This is a genomic window from Rhodopseudomonas sp. P2A-2r (genome assembly GCF_026015985.1).
Taxonomy (GTDB): Bacteria; Pseudomonadota; Alphaproteobacteria; order Rhizobiales; family Xanthobacteraceae; genus Tardiphaga.
The window spans coordinates 652,253-668,406 of the sequence record NZ_CP110389.1 but is presented as its reverse complement, the minus strand read 5'-3'; the positions used below and the strand labels follow the sequence as shown (position 1 = coordinate 668,406).

Below are 16,154 nucleotides of genomic sequence, written 5' to 3'. Positions count from 1 at the left end.
TAGCGACCGAAGGAGGCAAAGATGTCAGGCGATGCGCACGATCTATTCGACCGTTGGGAACGGGTCTGGCATGACCGCGAATATGATCTCGTGCCAAGCTGCGTGGGGCCAATTTATATTCGTCACGATGAAAATGGCGACCGGACGGTGACGCGCGAAGCTTACGCAGCCGAGTTAAAGAGCGTCCACGAGGCCCGACCGGGCATCCTCGTCGTTGTCTACGACCATACTTTCACCGCCGACCGTGCTTGGTTTCGCTTCTCATTCCAGTGGTCCGATCCCGAAACCGGTCAGAAGCAGAGCCGAGCCGGTATGCAAAGCTACCGCATTGACGACGGCAAGCTAGTCGAAACATGGATCACAATGCGCCCACTCGGCACGTCATGGACGGACGTTGCGCAGGAACGTTGGACAAGCGCCAAGGCGTGAACCGGGTTATTCTCAGGGGCTGCTTCTGACCCAAATCGGACCTGCATCACTTCGGGCTATCGGGGGATGAAGCCGAGCTAGAATGATTGATTGGAACAGCCGCCGATGCAGTGCGCAGGGCGTTTGACGAGTGCGAGTATATTGCGGCCGACATAATTGAACAGAGCACCAATGGACCATAAAGCGAAGGCCTGCTCAGGCGGCGCGTCATTAGCAGCCACGATTCTTGGATGCTGAAGGGCAAGAGTGAAAAACCAACGCCCAACCACGCGACGATTTGCCATAGGAGTGGGACGTATAGATATTCTGTCTTAAATAGGGGCTTCGTCGATTCAGGCGTCACGAGATGTCGGAAAGCAGGGTCGGGAAGCGTGTTCAAAGCCGCGTAACGGGCGGTGAAGTAGCTGAATCCTATCATTGCGGTCAGAGCCACGAAGACAACAACTATTTCTGCTTTGGTGGCAGAGTTGTCGCTACTGGTGACACGTTCGTTCGGCATCCGTCCTCGCGTAAATCGTCTAGTTGGAGATAGTCATCCAAGATACCTTAATTAACGCTCATCGCACCTCTTCGGGTAATCTGCTTTTTGTCTCTTTTTGGCACAAAGCGTCGATTACTGCGGTGCGGCGGCATGTCCGGAGTTGAGGGTAGACCGCGAAGATCGGCGCATAGCCAGAGTGACGCGATTGACCCGAAGGCGACATAATCGATTGGTTCAACTACCCATGAAGGTCCTCTGCCCGCAGGAGCCAAGAATGCGTGCGTTATTTTGTTGCCTGCTTTCTATTTCTTCCTTGAACTGACAGTTGCGAACGCGGCGGGGGTCAGAACTTTTGACATTCCTGCTGACTGGGCGGGGCCGGGGATCAGGCTGCTCGTTTGGACACCTTGTACGGAGCCCCCGCGAGAAATGGATGCCCGTGGTGCCATTTTTTGCAGTCCCCGGGTGCGCAGTGACAGGCGAAAAGCTGCCGCTCATCGTGATATCGCACGGCAGACGAGGATGGTTCGGCGGCCACCATGACACTGCGGCGGCCTTAGCTGACGCGGGCTTTGTCGTCGCTGCGCTCAACCATCCCGGTCTACCCTCAACTCCGGACGTGCCGCCGCACCGCAGGATCTCACACCAGCTCACGACGGACCGTCTCTGGACCATGTCGCGGCGCGTAAGAACCGCAATTATTACGGACGCCATCGAAGTCTCCTGCTTTTACGGGAAGTGTTCAGAGACGCTCTCTGGCACCGTCGGTATTTGGCCTTATAGGAAGGTATTTCGGTCCTAGCCGGCTTCCACCACATTCCATTGTAGGCTCGACGCCGAGGAGCAGTTTCGTAGACGCTTCGTCCTCGGGCTGCGTAAATCGTAGCTTATCTACGAGACAGGCAACCCGCTCCGGAAGCACCATCTGCTCATCTGCGGAGCAGACGAAACCTTTAATGAAAACCTTCGACGTTCCGGGTTTATGAAAGCCCATGCACTTTTTGGTATGCCGTCGCCGTTGACCTCGAACGAGACGCCGCGGAGGGTGCCAAGCCATGTCGCTAACTCATAGTACGTCGCCCTGAAGTTTCTCTGGATCGCTTTTAACTCGGCGAGATCCTCTAAATCCTTGACAACGCTATAGCGGACCGTCCTCGCTTCCTGATGTCTCGTTATCACTACGGTGATGTTTGGCTCTGGCGTTGCGATTGTACCCGACTGAATCCAGTCACTGCGCCCATCGGTGTCATGGCGGAAAGCGCTATTATCAGTTTGCTTGCCGGCGAATATAGTTTGGCCGAGCGATAGAGCTGGCTTTTCACCTTTCAGAGGCACCCACGGATTTTGCTCAGCGGCGCTAGCCACATTGGACGCCAGACTTATGCTTCCGACTGCCACGAGAACAGCAACTGTAACCCGTCCAACCGGAGGGTGATGCGAACGAAGGAAATTGGGGGAAGGTGCTGCCACGATAAATGGCGCGACCGGTAAGGACATGACGCCTCCATCCTACAGTGAATCTCGCTCAATTTGGATTATCACGTGAGATATGCGCCGGTCCTAACGACCTTGGCCACAGGCCCCAAATTTGCGACAATGGTTGACAAACGAACAATGAAGAAGATGAACTTTCTCGACGTCGGTGCGCAGCGGCGACGCGCCGGCTTATCCCAAAGCCTGCCCACCAGTTAAACTATTCGCGATATCCGGGTTTTCCTCGCTGTCGCTCATAGTCCCGCACCTCTTCTTGCCAATGAACGTATTGCAATGAGCTGATCGGGAACGCAGCAAGTCGTCGCAGGCCATCGCCTGACGAGTAGATCAATACAGCGTACTCTTGAGCGAGCTGGTCCGGTGTGTGGGGATAAGAAAATTCCCGGGAATCATTTCGCAACCCCATTCGAACACCCAACACTTGGCCTACTTCAGCCCTACCTTCGTTGACTTCGATTATCTTGACCCGGGTGAAGAGGATGTCGTTTGTAATTCCCTCTCCATGACGACCGCCCATCCAATTTGCCCCGCCCAAAAAGCGCGCCTTGGCGACTACGACATCCGTCGCGTCAACGGGCAGATTATTCGGCACATGAGAAGGGTCAGATGTCTGGTGAAGAAAATAAGCGACCGGCACCTTAGGTTCGGCCGCCTCCACCAAATGTGTCGCCATGACAGCCACAACGGCAATGGCAATGGCAATGGCAATGGCAATGGCAATGGCAACCAGCGTAATTTTTCGGTCAAGTGAGCGCATCAACTTCCCTATCTTTTAGGGCATTTACTCGCAAATGAGTTCGTGAGCGAGCACGACCGTGTCCTCTATCCGGCGTATTGCAGACCTAAACCGGACATCGCCTCACGTCAGAAAGGTGCCAACAACGGACTTCCCACCGCCCAGTAGCCAATTCATTCTGCGCACCCCGCACGTTTGACGGTTCCTGCGAAAATCACGAGCTCTCACCCACGAACATATTATAAACGAGCTGAAATTGGCCCGGCATGGAAAGGACACCTTTGCCCTTCTGCGCAAGCTTCAACGCTGGAAACCACGGCAACTTAGTCGCGATGTTCATGACGACCGGATCGCTTGTGATCTCGACAAAGGCTTCCGTGAATCGGGCTGTAGAGTCGATTACGTTTGCGACATTCTCGACTGTTATCTTCTGCGCGGATGTCATGTCGGCTGGGTTCGAAAACCACACCAGCCGCGGGAAATTGGATGGGGAAAGATCGCGGCGTCCGGTCAGGTGCGGCAACGCTGGCAACTCCTCGTAGGTGCTACGATTGCCGAACGCATTTGCACAGATAAATACCGCGTCGACAGCTCCATGCGGTACCGGATAGATAGTGTCGCCGGTTCGCAGCGTAGCGACGACGGCACCGCGAGAACCGAGATCGATCACCGCGGCCTGCCCGTCCAAGGTGGGTCCGCAGCGTCCTGAGTCGGCAATCTTCGGACCGCACTTCCAGACGACCTCGATCACACTCGAACCGGTGTAAATCTGTCCGTCCACCGAGAGAGAAATCTGAAGGCGGTAGCGGTATAAATAGCTCGGGAAGTTCGCTTTATAGATCACCAACACGGCCACAACGACCGCCAGCAAGATTCCGAGCCACCTCATTCCCACAACTTCATTTTGCAATCGCGGCCAATGCGGATTAATCCTAACGTTCGTCATTCGACCCTAGCGGGCGGGGGTTTATAGATTGCTACCGACGTGAAAGGTTGACGGATTTAACCTATGCTCCTTCGAACGTCATGTTCGACACTCTGAGTGTCGGTTAGCGAGCAATGATGGAAGAGCCGTGGCACGAGGTTTTGAAGCCGCGCGAGGCAGTCATCCCAGACATAGTGGGGCTCGTGATCGTATGGACGCCCCTCTACTATGCCTCTCACGTCGGGTACGTGTTCTGGGGCTATATCCGGCACGAAGCTGCATGTTACGAAAACTGTTGAAGAGCTTGATCGCCATTAGTGCGAACAGAACGGCTACGACAAAGACGATCACTGTCACCGGCATTGGCGAACTCGTTGCGATTGCAGCCTACGATGGCTTCCCCGCAAATTTTGACGATGTCAACGTCGCAATCTCGAGGTGGCGCCGCCCACATCAGATGGACGCAGTTTGGCTTTAATCTGGCCTACGATTTCAACCAGCCATGCGCTGGACGCTCCTATGGGCAACAAGACGATCTACTGCGCTTGCTATAAAGGCGAAATCAAAAACAGTCCAAGGCAGATCAGAAGCGCGAATGGCGCCACGGTGACGATCCGCCATGCACCTCGCAAACCATAAACGATCCAGCTAACGATAATGCCAGATGACAGTAGGAGGCAGACGCCCGCGACCTTCATACCCTCAGCTTGATCTCGCTCCGTGCCAATCGAGGTGGCCGACGAAAATAGAAATACCCCGACTGAAATAATGACGATCAGCAATGAGGCCACCGCAAGGATGGCGAGCATAAACATTTTCACCACTGGGACCTTCGGATCAATAGCGTCACACTCGAATTCACTATATAGCCCCCCCATGCGCTCGCCAACTCCACTTTCTCGAAGAGGTATTTGCAGAGCGTAAAAGGTAGCGACCAACTATCCGGTCATTCCGAATTTATGGGTGCCAGCGAGCTAGTCCGGCGTAAGACTCCATGATTGAGCGCGGCCCTGTGACACTGCACTCATGGCTTGTCGTCGGCCTTGCCGGATTATCTGCAACGCCAATCCAAGTAAGCATTCGCTTGCGCTCATCCCACAGGAGTTCAAATTGGCCCGAGCGACCAGCGACCCCGAATCTAATTGAGCCATCGTCGATTCCAGCGATGTTACCTGACATTGTCTCGGCGGAAGATTCGGTCTCTAGGACTACCGTTCTTGTGGAGCGATCCAAAGTGACGAAATATTGACCTCCATACCGGCCGGGGCAGGTCAGCGAAAAGGCGTCGACCGGGTCGAGACGTTTAGGATCAAATTGCTCTGGCTGCCAGAATGCTGAAAGCATCGTTCTGCCAGCGACCTCCGTGCAGTCGTGTTGCAGTAAAGCCCTTCCCAGTTCACTGGCGGGCATCCCCGGCCACGTCATCACGTTGCGCTTGCGATTGAAGGAAAGAAGAATACGCCCGCCGTCGGCCCTCAGGCTGAGGTCCAGCCTTGCGTCACTTTCCGCGATGATCTCACCGGGTAGTTTGTTTCCACCGGGATTTTCAAATACGAAGTAATTTGTCTCCAGATCGTAAGTTACGAAGTAAGGCTGCTGCTGCTGATAACGTTTGCCATCGCAGCGAATGGATGTTGGTGCGGCCTCTGCCTGCGTGGCGTAAGCGAAAACCATGAATAGTAGTAGCGAGAGATGCCACATTTTCTCACCAGCCGGAGTTGCCACCTTGTGATGCATCAATCGCTTATGCTCCGTTAACACGAGGCACGGCTTTCGGGCCATTTCCGATATCTCGCGTTGCAGAACTCATGATTGGAGCAGGGCGAGACTTCTACCCTTGGCATTTTTCGGACCCGAGGCGATACCCGGGTTGAGTCTGCATTACGCCGGATGGCGGACATAGATCGAACTCGCTCGCGAACTCGATTTAAGAGTATAGGCCTAGGACACGCCGCCTGCTCCTCGCTCAGCTACGGATGCTCAGGCGATGCACAGCTCGGTCGCTCGTCCGTATTTGACGATGAGGCTCATCGTGTCATCGAACCGCTTCGTCCAGCGATGGGAAATTCATATTTGAGGGACGGCCGCGTTTGACGATCTTCGCGATTGTCGCGCGACTGCAACCGGTAGCTCTTTGCACGGCTCCCCACGAATGACCCGCCGCAATAAGCCGGCCGATCCCCTCGTTCCGCTCGGTGTCCTCCGGACGACCTCTGTATCGCCCTTCGGCCTTAGCCTTCGCTTGTCCCTGCGCTTGCCGACGCCGGCGATCATCGTAATCTTTGCGCGCCACAGCGGCGAGCATATCGAGCAGCATGCCGTTGATCGCTTCGAACATTCGCCCGGTGAATTCGTCAGCGGATTTAGTCGCCATCATCCACGATGTGGGCAGGTCGAGGGCAACCACCCGAACACGACGGGCAAGTAGCTCAGCCTTCAGCCGCTCCCAATCGGCCGCCCCCAGCCGCGATAGCCGATCAACTTGTTCAACGAGTAGGATATCGCCGGGGTGCGCATCGGTCAGCAGCCGGAAAAGCTCGGGGCGGGCAAGCTTCGCCCCACTTTCGTTTTCGGCATACCACGAAGCGACGCTCAGCCCACGCTCGGCAGCGAAGCCGCTTAGCTGGTCACGGGCACGTTGGGCGTCCTGCTCGGACGTCGAAGCGCGTAGGTAGGCTCGGACGAACAATGCTGCACCACGGGTTCATTATTGATGGTTTCATATTACCAGTTCATTTTAAATAGTCAAATGCATTTATTGAACCGGCCCAGAGCCAGTGCTCGTGGGGCATACCCTAAGTGAACCGGGTGCAGCCGGTGCGGATCGGCGGTTCGGGAACGATTACGGGCGCAAGTTACGCCAACACGGGAAGCTCCGCAGGTAGAGCGACGGTCACTTGCAACTGCAACAATAACTCTGCATGAAATCGCTTAGATAAATTATCGCGTGGCAAACCACACGCCGTTGGGGGACAAATGGACGTCAAGGATCATCCCGTCATCTCGGTTCTCGGCGACCAGCGGCGTTTCGTCGTTCCAATCTATCAGCGTCAATACAGTTGGAAAGAGCCCCGGCTCGCACCGTTTTGGGACGATGTTGTTGCGAAGGCGGAAGAGGTTCTTGAGGGGCGCCCGAAATTCAATCACTTTATGGGTGCGCTGATATTGGCTCCCGGCGGCGACGGTTTCACCATCGGATCAACGCCAAAAGTGCAGGTCGTCGATGGTCAGCAGCGGCTTACGACATTTCAGCTCTTCCTCGCTGCTATTAGAGAAGTTGGAAATCGTGTCGCCGCGCCCGATTTGACCGCGATGGTTCAAAGTTATCTCTTTGTACCTGCGCTTTCTGGCGAAAAAGACCCTGACGCTCGATTTCGGCTTATTCCTACCCCCGACGACCGAGCTATCTTTCACCTGATCATAGAAGGAGGCCTCGCGGCGGCGAAGCAAAAGCATCCAGATTACTTTTACAAGAATGGAAACTTCTCACACGGGCCTAACTCGCTACGTGCTTTTGATTTCTTCATCACGAAGATCGACCGGTACGCTAAAACTGGACTAATCGACGACGAGGACGCCCAGATAGCTGTCAAGGACGAAGCTGCGGCCGAACCGGCGCGCAGGCTCCAAGCGCTCTTGGCCGCACTGTTGAATCATTTAAAACTCGTCGTAATTACTTTGTCTGAGACCGACGACGCGCAGGTCATCTTCGAAACCCTCAATAGCCAAGCAGAACCACTGCTCGCTATGGACCTTGTCAGAAACAACATCTTTCAGCGCGCATCAATTCAAGGCGAGTCTGCTGAGAAGCTCTTTGAAGAAAAATGGCGGCCGTTTGACCAAGATGGAGCTTTTTGGAAAGCAGACTCTCCACGAGCGAAGCCGAAGCGGCCTCGAATCGACCACTTCCTTAGTCACGCCTTGACGGCCCAGACTGGAGCCGAGACGTCTTTGCGAGAACTGTATGCGGAATACAGGTCTTTCACTCGTCCGAAGGGGAAAGTACGCTTCGCCACAGTTGGCGAAGAGCTGGACGCTCTCATTGCGTTTCGCCCGATATACAAGTCGCTCGAAGTTGGGGGTGGCGACCCTTCGTTAGAGCGTCTCGGATTAAAGCTGAATCTTTTCGAAGTAAGCACTGTTTATCCGTTTGTTTTCCGAGTCTCGGTTTCCGATATCGCGACAGAAGAGAAGGATCGCATTTATAATTTGATCTACTCTTACCTAGTACGGCGAACGCTCTGTGGCCTGACGCCAAAGAATCTTAACAAAACATTTGCGCGCATTGTTTCCGATACCATTGAGAACGGCGTTTCCGTCTCTACATTTTTGTCCAGTTTTTCTCGTCAAAAAGGCGACACCGTTCGCTTTCCCGACGACAACGAGTTCCGGGCCGCTTTCTTGAATGCACCCGCCTACCAGCTTACAAAACGGAAAGAACGACTGGCAGAAATCTTATGGGATTTAGAAATAGCTGCCCGAAACAAGTATTCCGTCAATACACCGCGCCCAGAGAGCATGTCCGTTGAACATATTCTTCCACAGACTTGGACTAAACACTGGAGCCTGCCTGACGGACGTATGGCTCCAAGTGACAAACTGACGGGGGCGGACCAGTCCATGCTAAATGCAATTCGCGTTCGGGACAGTTCCTTGCATACGATGGGCAATCTCACACTAATCACTGTGCCAGCCAATTCGACGGCGTCAAACAAGGCGTTTTCAGAAAAGAGAGCTTGGCTAAAACAAAGCTTACTCGCCTTGAACGTTCCTCTATTCGAAAGAGACTCGTGGCATGAGGAGGCGATTACTAGTCGCTCAAAGATGCTTGCCGACACCGCCATTGAAATATGGCCCGGGCCTGACTCAATTCAATAAACATGGCACGGATTAAAGCCGATGTTAGCCCGGAGCGACCGAGATGCTGCACTGCTCAGGAAGACTGATGCTTCCAAAACCGAGCCGGGATAACTCGACCGTCCTGATGCCCGCCGAAGCTGCGTCGCAAGGGCACTACGATGCTCTAACCAACGAAACCGTGTAAGGATCTTCGGTTTGGACACAGAAGCGGACACGTGCCGAAAAGAGGTGGTACCCAGACTTTTTGACTCGGGCTGGGACAACCCCCGTACGCGATCAATGAACAGCGCTCGTTTACTGATGGACGTATTTTGTTCGTTGGCGGCAAAGCGCGGCGCGGTCGCCAAAAGCGAGCTGACTTCATCCTTCGATACCGGGCCGATTTTCCTATCGCAGTGGTCGAAGCGAAATCGAAATACAAACACCCCGCCGAAGGCGTTCAGCAAGCACGCGAATATGCTGAAATTCTCGGTCTGAAGTTCGCCTATGCGACGAATGGGCAGAAAATTATCGAGATAGATTATACGACCGGAATTGAGCGGGATATTTCAGAATTTCCTTCACCTGAGGAGCTTTGGCAGCGCCTTTCGGCAGCAGAACACCTAAGCGCCGGAATCAAGAATCATCTGCTTTCGCCAACCTATCCCGACAAATCGAAGCCGCTTCGCTACTATCAGGAAATCGCGGTCAACCGCGCCGTTCAATCCGTGCTTCAAGAACGAAAACGCATTTTGCTGACACTGTGCACTGGTGCCGGAAAAACAGCCGTCGCATTTCAGATTAGCTGGAAACTCTGGAATGGCGGATGGGACGCAAAAGGGAAGAATCGGAAGCCGAAGATCCTTTTTCTTGCCGACCGTAACGTGTTAGTCGACGATCCTAAAGACAAGGACTTCAGCGTTTTTGGTGATGCCCGTTTCAAGATCAGCGGTGGTGAGATTAGTAAGGGCCGCGATATCTATTTCGCAATTTATCAGGCAATTGCAGGAAACGAGACGCGCGAAGGAATCTATAAGAATTACGCCAAAGACTTTTTTGATTTGATCATCGTTGACGAATGCCATCGCGGGAGTGCGCGCGAAGATAGCAATTGGCGTGAAATCTTAGAATGGTTTGATCAAGCCTATCAGATCGGCATGACCGCTACGCCAAAGCGAGACGATAACGCCGACACTTACAGCTACTTCGGCGACCCGATATACGAATACAGCTTGGCACAAGGCATCGCTGACGGCTTCCTAGCACCTTACCGGGTTCACCGCATAATCTCAGACTTCGACGCGGCGGGCTGGCGACCGTCCAAGGGTGAATTAGACCGCTATGGCAGAGAAATTCCCGACTCCGAATATGGAACACGGGATTTCGAGCGCGTCATTGCCGTGCGCTCACGGACCGAAGCGTTCGCCGCTCACTTGACGGCTTTTATGAAGGAGACCGACCGCTTCGCGAAAACAATCGTCTTCTGTGTCAACCAAGAGCACGCATTAGAAATGCGGAATGCTCTTGCCCGTTTGAATGCTGATCTTGTGAAAGACCACCCCGATTATGTGTGCCGGGTCACTTCTGACGAAGGCGATATCGGTTCTGGCCACAGGGCAAATTTTCAGGATATCGACAAGCGAACCCCTGTCATCCTCACAACCTCGCAATTGCTGACGACGGGCGTTGATGCGCCGACATGTAAGAACATCGTCTTGGCACGGGTCGTTGGTGTCATGTCAGAATTCAAGCAGATCATTGGACGCGGGACGCGGCTTCGTCCCGACTATGGAAAACTCGCCTTCAACATCATCGACTATACCGGCACTGCAACCGAAAAATTTGCGGACCCGGCCTTCGATGGCGATCCGATCCGCGAACGCGAAGAGACGATCAATGAAGATGGCGACATCATCACGGAAACTGACGTTACCGAAGAAGCCGATACCAACGGTGAGGAAGTTGACACCGGCCCCGTTGATACGGGTAACGGTGGCCTGCCCGATGACGGCGAGCCGGGCGCGCCTCGCAAATATTATTACGACGGTGGAAGCGTCGAAATCATACGGCAATTGGTCTACGAACTTGATTCCGATGGCAAAAAGCTCGCTTGCCGCCAATTGACCGACTACACCGGCGATAAGGTTCGCACCTTATACCCGAACGCATCGGAGCTTCGCAAAGATTGGCTTGATCCTGTTCGGCGTGCCGAAATTATCGACCGCCTTGAAGAAAAGGGCATCGATGTTGAAGCATTGGGTGAATCGGTCGGCAAGCCTGAAGCGGACCCCTTTGACCTGCTTTGCCATCTCGCATACAACGCGCCATTGCGCACGCGGCGTGAGCGGGCGGAATGTCTGAAGAAAGACGAAGCTGCATTTTTCGCCAAGCACGGGGCCGGAGCCCGCGAAGTGCTTGATGCGCTGATTGAGAAATACGCCGAACACGGCGCGGCTCAATTTACGCTTCCTGATGTGCTCGAAATACCGCCCTTCAATGGTTGGGGAAACGTTGTCGAAATCGCAGCACGTTTTGGCGGCGGCAAGGCGATGCGCGAAGCCGTCAACGAACTGCAACAACGTCTTTATGGCGCGTAAGAGAGACAATAAGCGTGGCGAGACAACAAAAAGCAAAACAGGTGCAAACCACGGCGCAACGGCTTGATAGCATCGTCAAGTCGGCCCGAAAGATCATGCGCAAAGACAAAGGGCTGAACGGCGACCTTGATCGCCTGCCCATGCTCACATGGATTATGTTTCTGAAGTTTCTCGACGATATGGAGAGAATGGAAGAAGAGAAAGCCGAAATGTCTGGCAAGCGGTACAAAGGCGCGATTGAAGCCCCGTATCGTTGGCGGGATTGGGCTTCGGACGATGCAGGCATTACCGGCCCTGATTTGCTTCGCTTCCTGATCGCTGACGAAACCACATTGCCGGACGGTTCAAGGGGGCGGGCCTCTTTGCCTACCTCAAGGGCTTGCGTGGCGAGAACGGACGGCGCGACCGCAAGGACGTGGTTGCAACGGTGTTCCGTGGCCTGACTAACCGCATGGAAAGCGGTTATCTGCTTCGCGACGTGATCAATCTCGTTGATGGCATCCACTTTAATTCATCCGAAGAAATTCACACGCTCGGCCGCCTGTACGAAACCCTGTTGCGTGAAATGCGCGACGCGGCGGGCGACAGTGGCGAATTCTATACTCCGCGCCCAATCGTCCGCTTCATTGTGCAGGTGACGGACCCGCAACTTGGCGAAAAGGTGCTTGATCCGGCATGTGGAACGGGCGGTTTTTTAACAGAAGCCTTCCTGCATATGGCCGAACAGGCCAATACGGTAGAGAAGCGGCAAACCCTTCAGGACGCCAGCATTTACGGCGGAGAAGCCAAATCCTTGCCGTTTTTGCTGGTACAAATGAACCTGCTTTTGCACGGGTTGGATGCGCCACAGATCAACCCGAAAAATTCGCTGAATATTCGCCTTGCTGAAATCGGAGAAGGGGAACGCTTTGAAGTGATCCTGTCCAACCCGCCATTCGCGGGTGAAGAGGAAACGGGCATCCTCAACAACTTCCCTGAAGATCGTCGGACGACAGAAACGGCATTGCTCTTCCTGCAAATGATCATGCGTCGTTTGAAGCGGGAAGGTAAAGGCCGCGCCGCCCTCGTCGTGCCGCATGGCGTTCTGTTTGGCGGTGGCATCGCGGCGCGTATCAAGGCCGACCTGATTAAGCAATTTAATCTTCATACGGTGGTTCGCCTGCCCGAAGGCGTGTTTTCACCCTACACCGGTATCGCAACCAACATCCTGTTCTTCGACACGAAGAAGGCCACGGGCGACATTTGGTACTATGAGCAACCTAAGCCTGACGGGCGAAAAACTTACACGAAGACAGCGCCTCTTACATCGGAAGAACTTCAGCCCTGCCTTGATTGGTGGTATGCGCGCAAACCCAATAGACAGGCATGGAAGGTCAAAGGCAAAGACCTGATTGAAACCGATGACAACGGGCGCGTCACCGCCTGCAATCTCGATATTAAGAACCCGAATATGACCGGCATTGTGGACCATCGGTCGCCGCTGGAAATCGTCGAAAGCATCGAGGCCAAGGAACAGCGCGTCCTTTCCATCATGGGCGATATCAAGCGCACATTGTCGGAGTTGGCATCGTGACTTGGCAGACTGTGAAGCTTGGTGATGTTCTTCGTCATCGAAGCGAATTTTTGAGATTGAGCCTGAAGCTACCTATAGCCGATGCCGTGTGCAAACGTCGGCGCGTGGTGTAGTGTTACGGGACCGTGTTGAAGGTTCCACCATCAAGACCAAGCGACAGCAAGTATGTCGTGCGGGCGAATTTCTTGTTGCCGAAATTGATGCCAAAATGGGCGGATATGGTCTTGTTCCGGACAATTTGGAAGGTGCTATCGTCTCAAGTCACTACTTCCTTTACGAAGTTGACCAAAGTCGAATTTCAAAGTCATTTCTGAATTGGTTTTCGAAAACGCCCCAATTCTTTGAACAAGTGACTGCGAAAGGTTCGACAAACTACGCTGCAATCAGGCCGGACGCGGTTTTAGGGTATACGATTCCAGTTCCATCGCTCGACGAGCAAAATTCAATCGCCCGCCGATTGGATTCCATGCAAGCGGATTTGATGGATCGGCTTTCCCTGCTTGAAGAAGTTGGACGTGATACGGAAGCCATGCTCCAAAACGCGTTTCTCCAAATCATTGATGGCGCGGAATATCGTCCATTGGCTGAAGTTGCTCCATTGGTGCGGCGGGAAATCGAGATTAATCCCAATGAAGCATATACCGAAATCGGCGTCCGTAGCTTCTACAAAGGCATTTTCCGTCGGCGAACGTTAGCCGGTTCCGAATTTAGTTGGCAGAAGCTGTTTCGCATAAATGCGAATGACCTCGTATTCAGCAACCTAATGGCATGGGAACAAGCCATAGCGGTTGCCGGTGTTGAAGTTGAAGGATGTTTCGGCAATCATCGCATGTTGACGTGCGAGGTGAACACCCAAGTTGCCGCACCAAAATTCCTAATGTACTATTTCCAAACTGCCGATGGATTTTCAAAGATACTTGGAAGTTCGCCCGGCTCAATCGCTCGAAATAAGACTTTATCGTCGAGGCAATTGCCTTCGATCAAAGTCCCAGTTCCAAGCGTAGAACCACAACGGCGTTTCGACGAATTATGCGCCTATGTGGATGAAATCCGGGCAATCCGCGCTTCAACCGCGAAAGAGGCTGAAGCGCTCATTCCTGCGATGCTACATGAGATTTTCGAGCGGAAAGCCGCCGCACCGGTTCCGGTTGTAGCGCAAACAGAAAATGTAATTGCGCTACCCCAAGCGCAAACCGTTTCCGTTGATACACCATTCAAGGAAGCGGTACTTGTCGGCGCAATGATCAAGGCTTTCCATGAAGAAGGTGGCCAGCCGCTAGGGAATTTCCGGCTTCAGAAGGCCGTCTATTTCGCGCGCCGGTTCATGGGCGAACGCGCGCTGGATCAACAGTACCTTCGCAAAGCCGCCGGGCCATACAATCCGTCCATGCGCTATTCCGGCGGCATGAAGATCGCCCTTGAAAAGAACTGGATAGCAGCCGCTACCGGCAAATTCGGTCCGGGTCATTCGCCCGGTTCAGCCTTCGACGACGCAAGCGCATGGATTGAAAAATACCAGTTCGCCAAACCGGCCGCGTGGGTGCGCGAGAAATTCAAGTTCAAGCAGAACGACATTTGGGAAATCTTGGCGACGGTCGATTATGCCATGCTCGCGCTGGACCACGGTGGCAAAGCACCCAATGCCGCGAATGTCTTTGCTTACATCAGCAACGACGAAGAATGGCGTCCCAAGGTCGAAAAGCTACGTCTTTCGGAAGCCTCAATCCAAAACGCGTTGGTCGAATTGCAAAGCCTGTTCGACGATGTGCCATAACCAATGTTAAACTAATGTTTCGCGGCGACCAAACGCGAACGAAGCGTGTCAGACTTCGCTGGATCCCTCAGGATTTTCAGTAATTTCCATTGAATCACTTCCGCTCATAACGGTCCGCTTGCTGGTGCCCTTCAGTGTTGTAGAACGGTTGTGAGTGAGGCGGGGCAGAATGAGCTCGAATGCCAATCTCGCTTCCTATTGACCGAGCATGGGGATCTATTGAGGCTTTATCGGCATGCCGAACGTGGTGAAAATCATCGTTGACGGCACCACGCTTACTCAAGCGGAGGCTTACGGTGATTTCCCGACCCATCCGCGCGGATATTACGAGGTGCGGGGAGCTTGGCAAAACTTAGGAGCGTCCGGCTCGCTGTGGTCGGTCGTCCCTTGGCTATTCAGTCGCATGAGTACGAATAGATTCCGGGAGGACATTATCGCTTACAATACCAACAGAATCGTTCGGCATCTATGCGGATCGCAAAACACAAACTACGGCTATTATGATGGAAATTGTCTCCGAAGTTGGCTTGAGTAGTATTGCCTACAATCCAGTCTGACTCACATTACCGGGTTTAAATCATCTTTGCTGGAGTACGGAATGTTCACACCGTGGGTTGGGGCTGATTGGGGCAAAGAGAACAACGCGGTTGGAGGACGCCGCATTCTGCTTCTTGGCGAATCTCATTACGAGTCCGGCGGCGCGTTAATCGGGAAAGATACATGCCGATGGGACATTGGAGACCTTCGAAGAGTTTGTTCTGGGCGAGAAAACTCTGCCGTTCTTCACGAAGCTGATGCAGACCGTATCGGGAAGAAAAAATGGTCGATGACGCGGGACGAAGTCCGAGCAATTTGGGATTCGGTTGTCTTTTATAATTATGTTCCCGTCTACGTAGCCGAAGGGCCGCGCGTTTCGCCGACCAACGAGATGTTCGAGATGGGCGTCGAGCCGTTCAATCGGATTCTTGAGCGCTTCAAGCCTGAGGTGATCGTCGTTTGCGGCCACAGGCTTTGGTGGCCACTGCTGAAGGGCCAAAAATTCGATGGCGATCCCGGTGCTCTTGACACCTTCATTATCGGAGATGCGCTTGCCATGAAAATGAAGCATCCCTCAACCGCTTTCTCGTCAGAGAAATGGCACGCGGTGCTGCAATGCCATCTGTTATGAGGCTTGTTGGGCGCGTCAAAGGTTGGTTCGGTCCGACCGGTCGAAGCCCTGCCCCGTATGCGGAAGTCTGATCTTCGCGGAATTTCGCGAATGCACCGAAACGATTAGCCCCCTTATGTGCATTTAACCCACTGAAAG

11 protein-coding genes and 1 pseudogene are annotated in these 16,154 nt (G+C 53.7%); 7 read left to right on the top strand and 5 right to left on the bottom strand.

Annotated elements, in window-relative coordinates; translation table 11 throughout:
• The first annotated feature begins 21 nt into the window (after positions 1 to 21).
• Entirely contained in the window at positions 22 to 429 is a 408-nt protein-coding gene (locus ONR75_RS03145) for a nuclear transport factor 2 family protein (protein ID WP_265081339.1), read from the top strand.
• 2,174 nt (positions 430 to 2,603) lie between these two features.
• Here the strand turns inward: ONR75_RS03145 and ONR75_RS03135 are convergent.
• The 5 genes from ONR75_RS03135 to ONR75_RS03115 all read right to left on the bottom strand — a co-directional run bounded on the left by ONR75_RS03135 (position 2,604) and on the right by ONR75_RS03115 (position 6,754).
• Complete coding sequence (locus ONR75_RS03135; RefSeq protein ID WP_265081338.1) at positions 2,604 to 3,161, bottom strand: hypothetical protein; 558 nt, start codon at positions 3,159 to 3,161, stop codon at positions 2,604 to 2,606.
• Between the two features lie 193 nt (positions 3,162 to 3,354).
• Complete coding sequence (locus ONR75_RS03130) at positions 3,355 to 4,011, bottom strand: hypothetical protein (RefSeq protein WP_265081337.1); 657 nt, start codon at positions 4,009 to 4,011, stop codon at positions 3,355 to 3,357.
• Positions 4,012 to 4,613: 602 nt separating this feature from the next.
• Positions 4,614 to 4,889, bottom strand: a complete 276-nt coding sequence (locus tag ONR75_RS03125; RefSeq protein WP_265081336.1) for a hypothetical protein — start codon at positions 4,887 to 4,889, stop codon at positions 4,614 to 4,616.
• Between the two features lie 133 nt (positions 4,890 to 5,022).
• Positions 5,023 to 5,802, bottom strand: coding sequence for a hypothetical protein (locus ONR75_RS03120; RefSeq protein ID WP_265081335.1), 780 nt, complete (start codon positions 5,800 to 5,802; stop codon positions 5,023 to 5,025).
• A 298-nt stretch (positions 5,803 to 6,100) separates the two neighbouring features.
• Entirely contained in the window at positions 6,101 to 6,754 is a 654-nt protein-coding gene (locus ONR75_RS03115; protein ID WP_265081334.1) for a recombinase family protein, read from the bottom strand.
• A gap of 287 nt (positions 6,755 to 7,041) precedes the next feature.
• On the opposite strand from ONR75_RS03115, the gene ONR75_RS03110 reads away from it, so the two are divergent.
• From ONR75_RS03110 to ONR75_RS03085, 6 genes and pseudogenes are all read left to right on the top strand, one after another.
• Entirely contained in the window at positions 7,042 to 8,943 is a 1,902-nt protein-coding gene (locus tag ONR75_RS03110) for a DUF262 domain-containing protein (protein WP_265081333.1), read from the top strand.
• A gap of 177 nt (positions 8,944 to 9,120) precedes the next feature.
• Positions 9,121 to 11,501, top strand: a pseudogene (hsdR, locus tag ONR75_RS03105) (EcoAI/FtnUII family type I restriction enzme subunit R).
• 14 nt (positions 11,502 to 11,515) lie between these two features.
• A complete protein-coding gene (locus ONR75_RS03100) occupies positions 11,516 to 11,944 on the top strand; it encodes a type I restriction-modification system subunit M N-terminal domain-containing protein (RefSeq protein WP_265081331.1) in 429 nt (142 codons plus the stop codon).
• Positions 11,929 to 13,074: a class I SAM-dependent DNA methyltransferase gene (locus tag ONR75_RS03095; protein WP_265081330.1), complete on the top strand. Its 1,146-nt coding sequence runs from the start codon at positions 11,929 to 11,931 to the stop codon at positions 13,072 to 13,074. The genes ONR75_RS03100 and ONR75_RS03095 overlap by 16 nt, the downstream gene beginning before the upstream one ends.
• Before the next feature lie 88 nt (positions 13,075 to 13,162).
• The gene (locus tag ONR75_RS03090) at positions 13,163 to 14,848 is read left to right on the top strand and encodes a restriction endonuclease subunit S (RefSeq protein ID WP_265081329.1); all 1,686 of its coding nucleotides are present in this window, start codon (positions 13,163 to 13,165) and stop codon (positions 14,846 to 14,848) included.
• A gap of 598 nt (positions 14,849 to 15,446) precedes the next feature.
• Positions 15,447 to 16,016, top strand: coding sequence for a hypothetical protein (locus ONR75_RS03085; protein WP_265081328.1), 570 nt, complete (start codon positions 15,447 to 15,449; stop codon positions 16,014 to 16,016).
• The last annotated feature ends 138 nt before the right edge of the window (positions 16,017 to 16,154 follow it).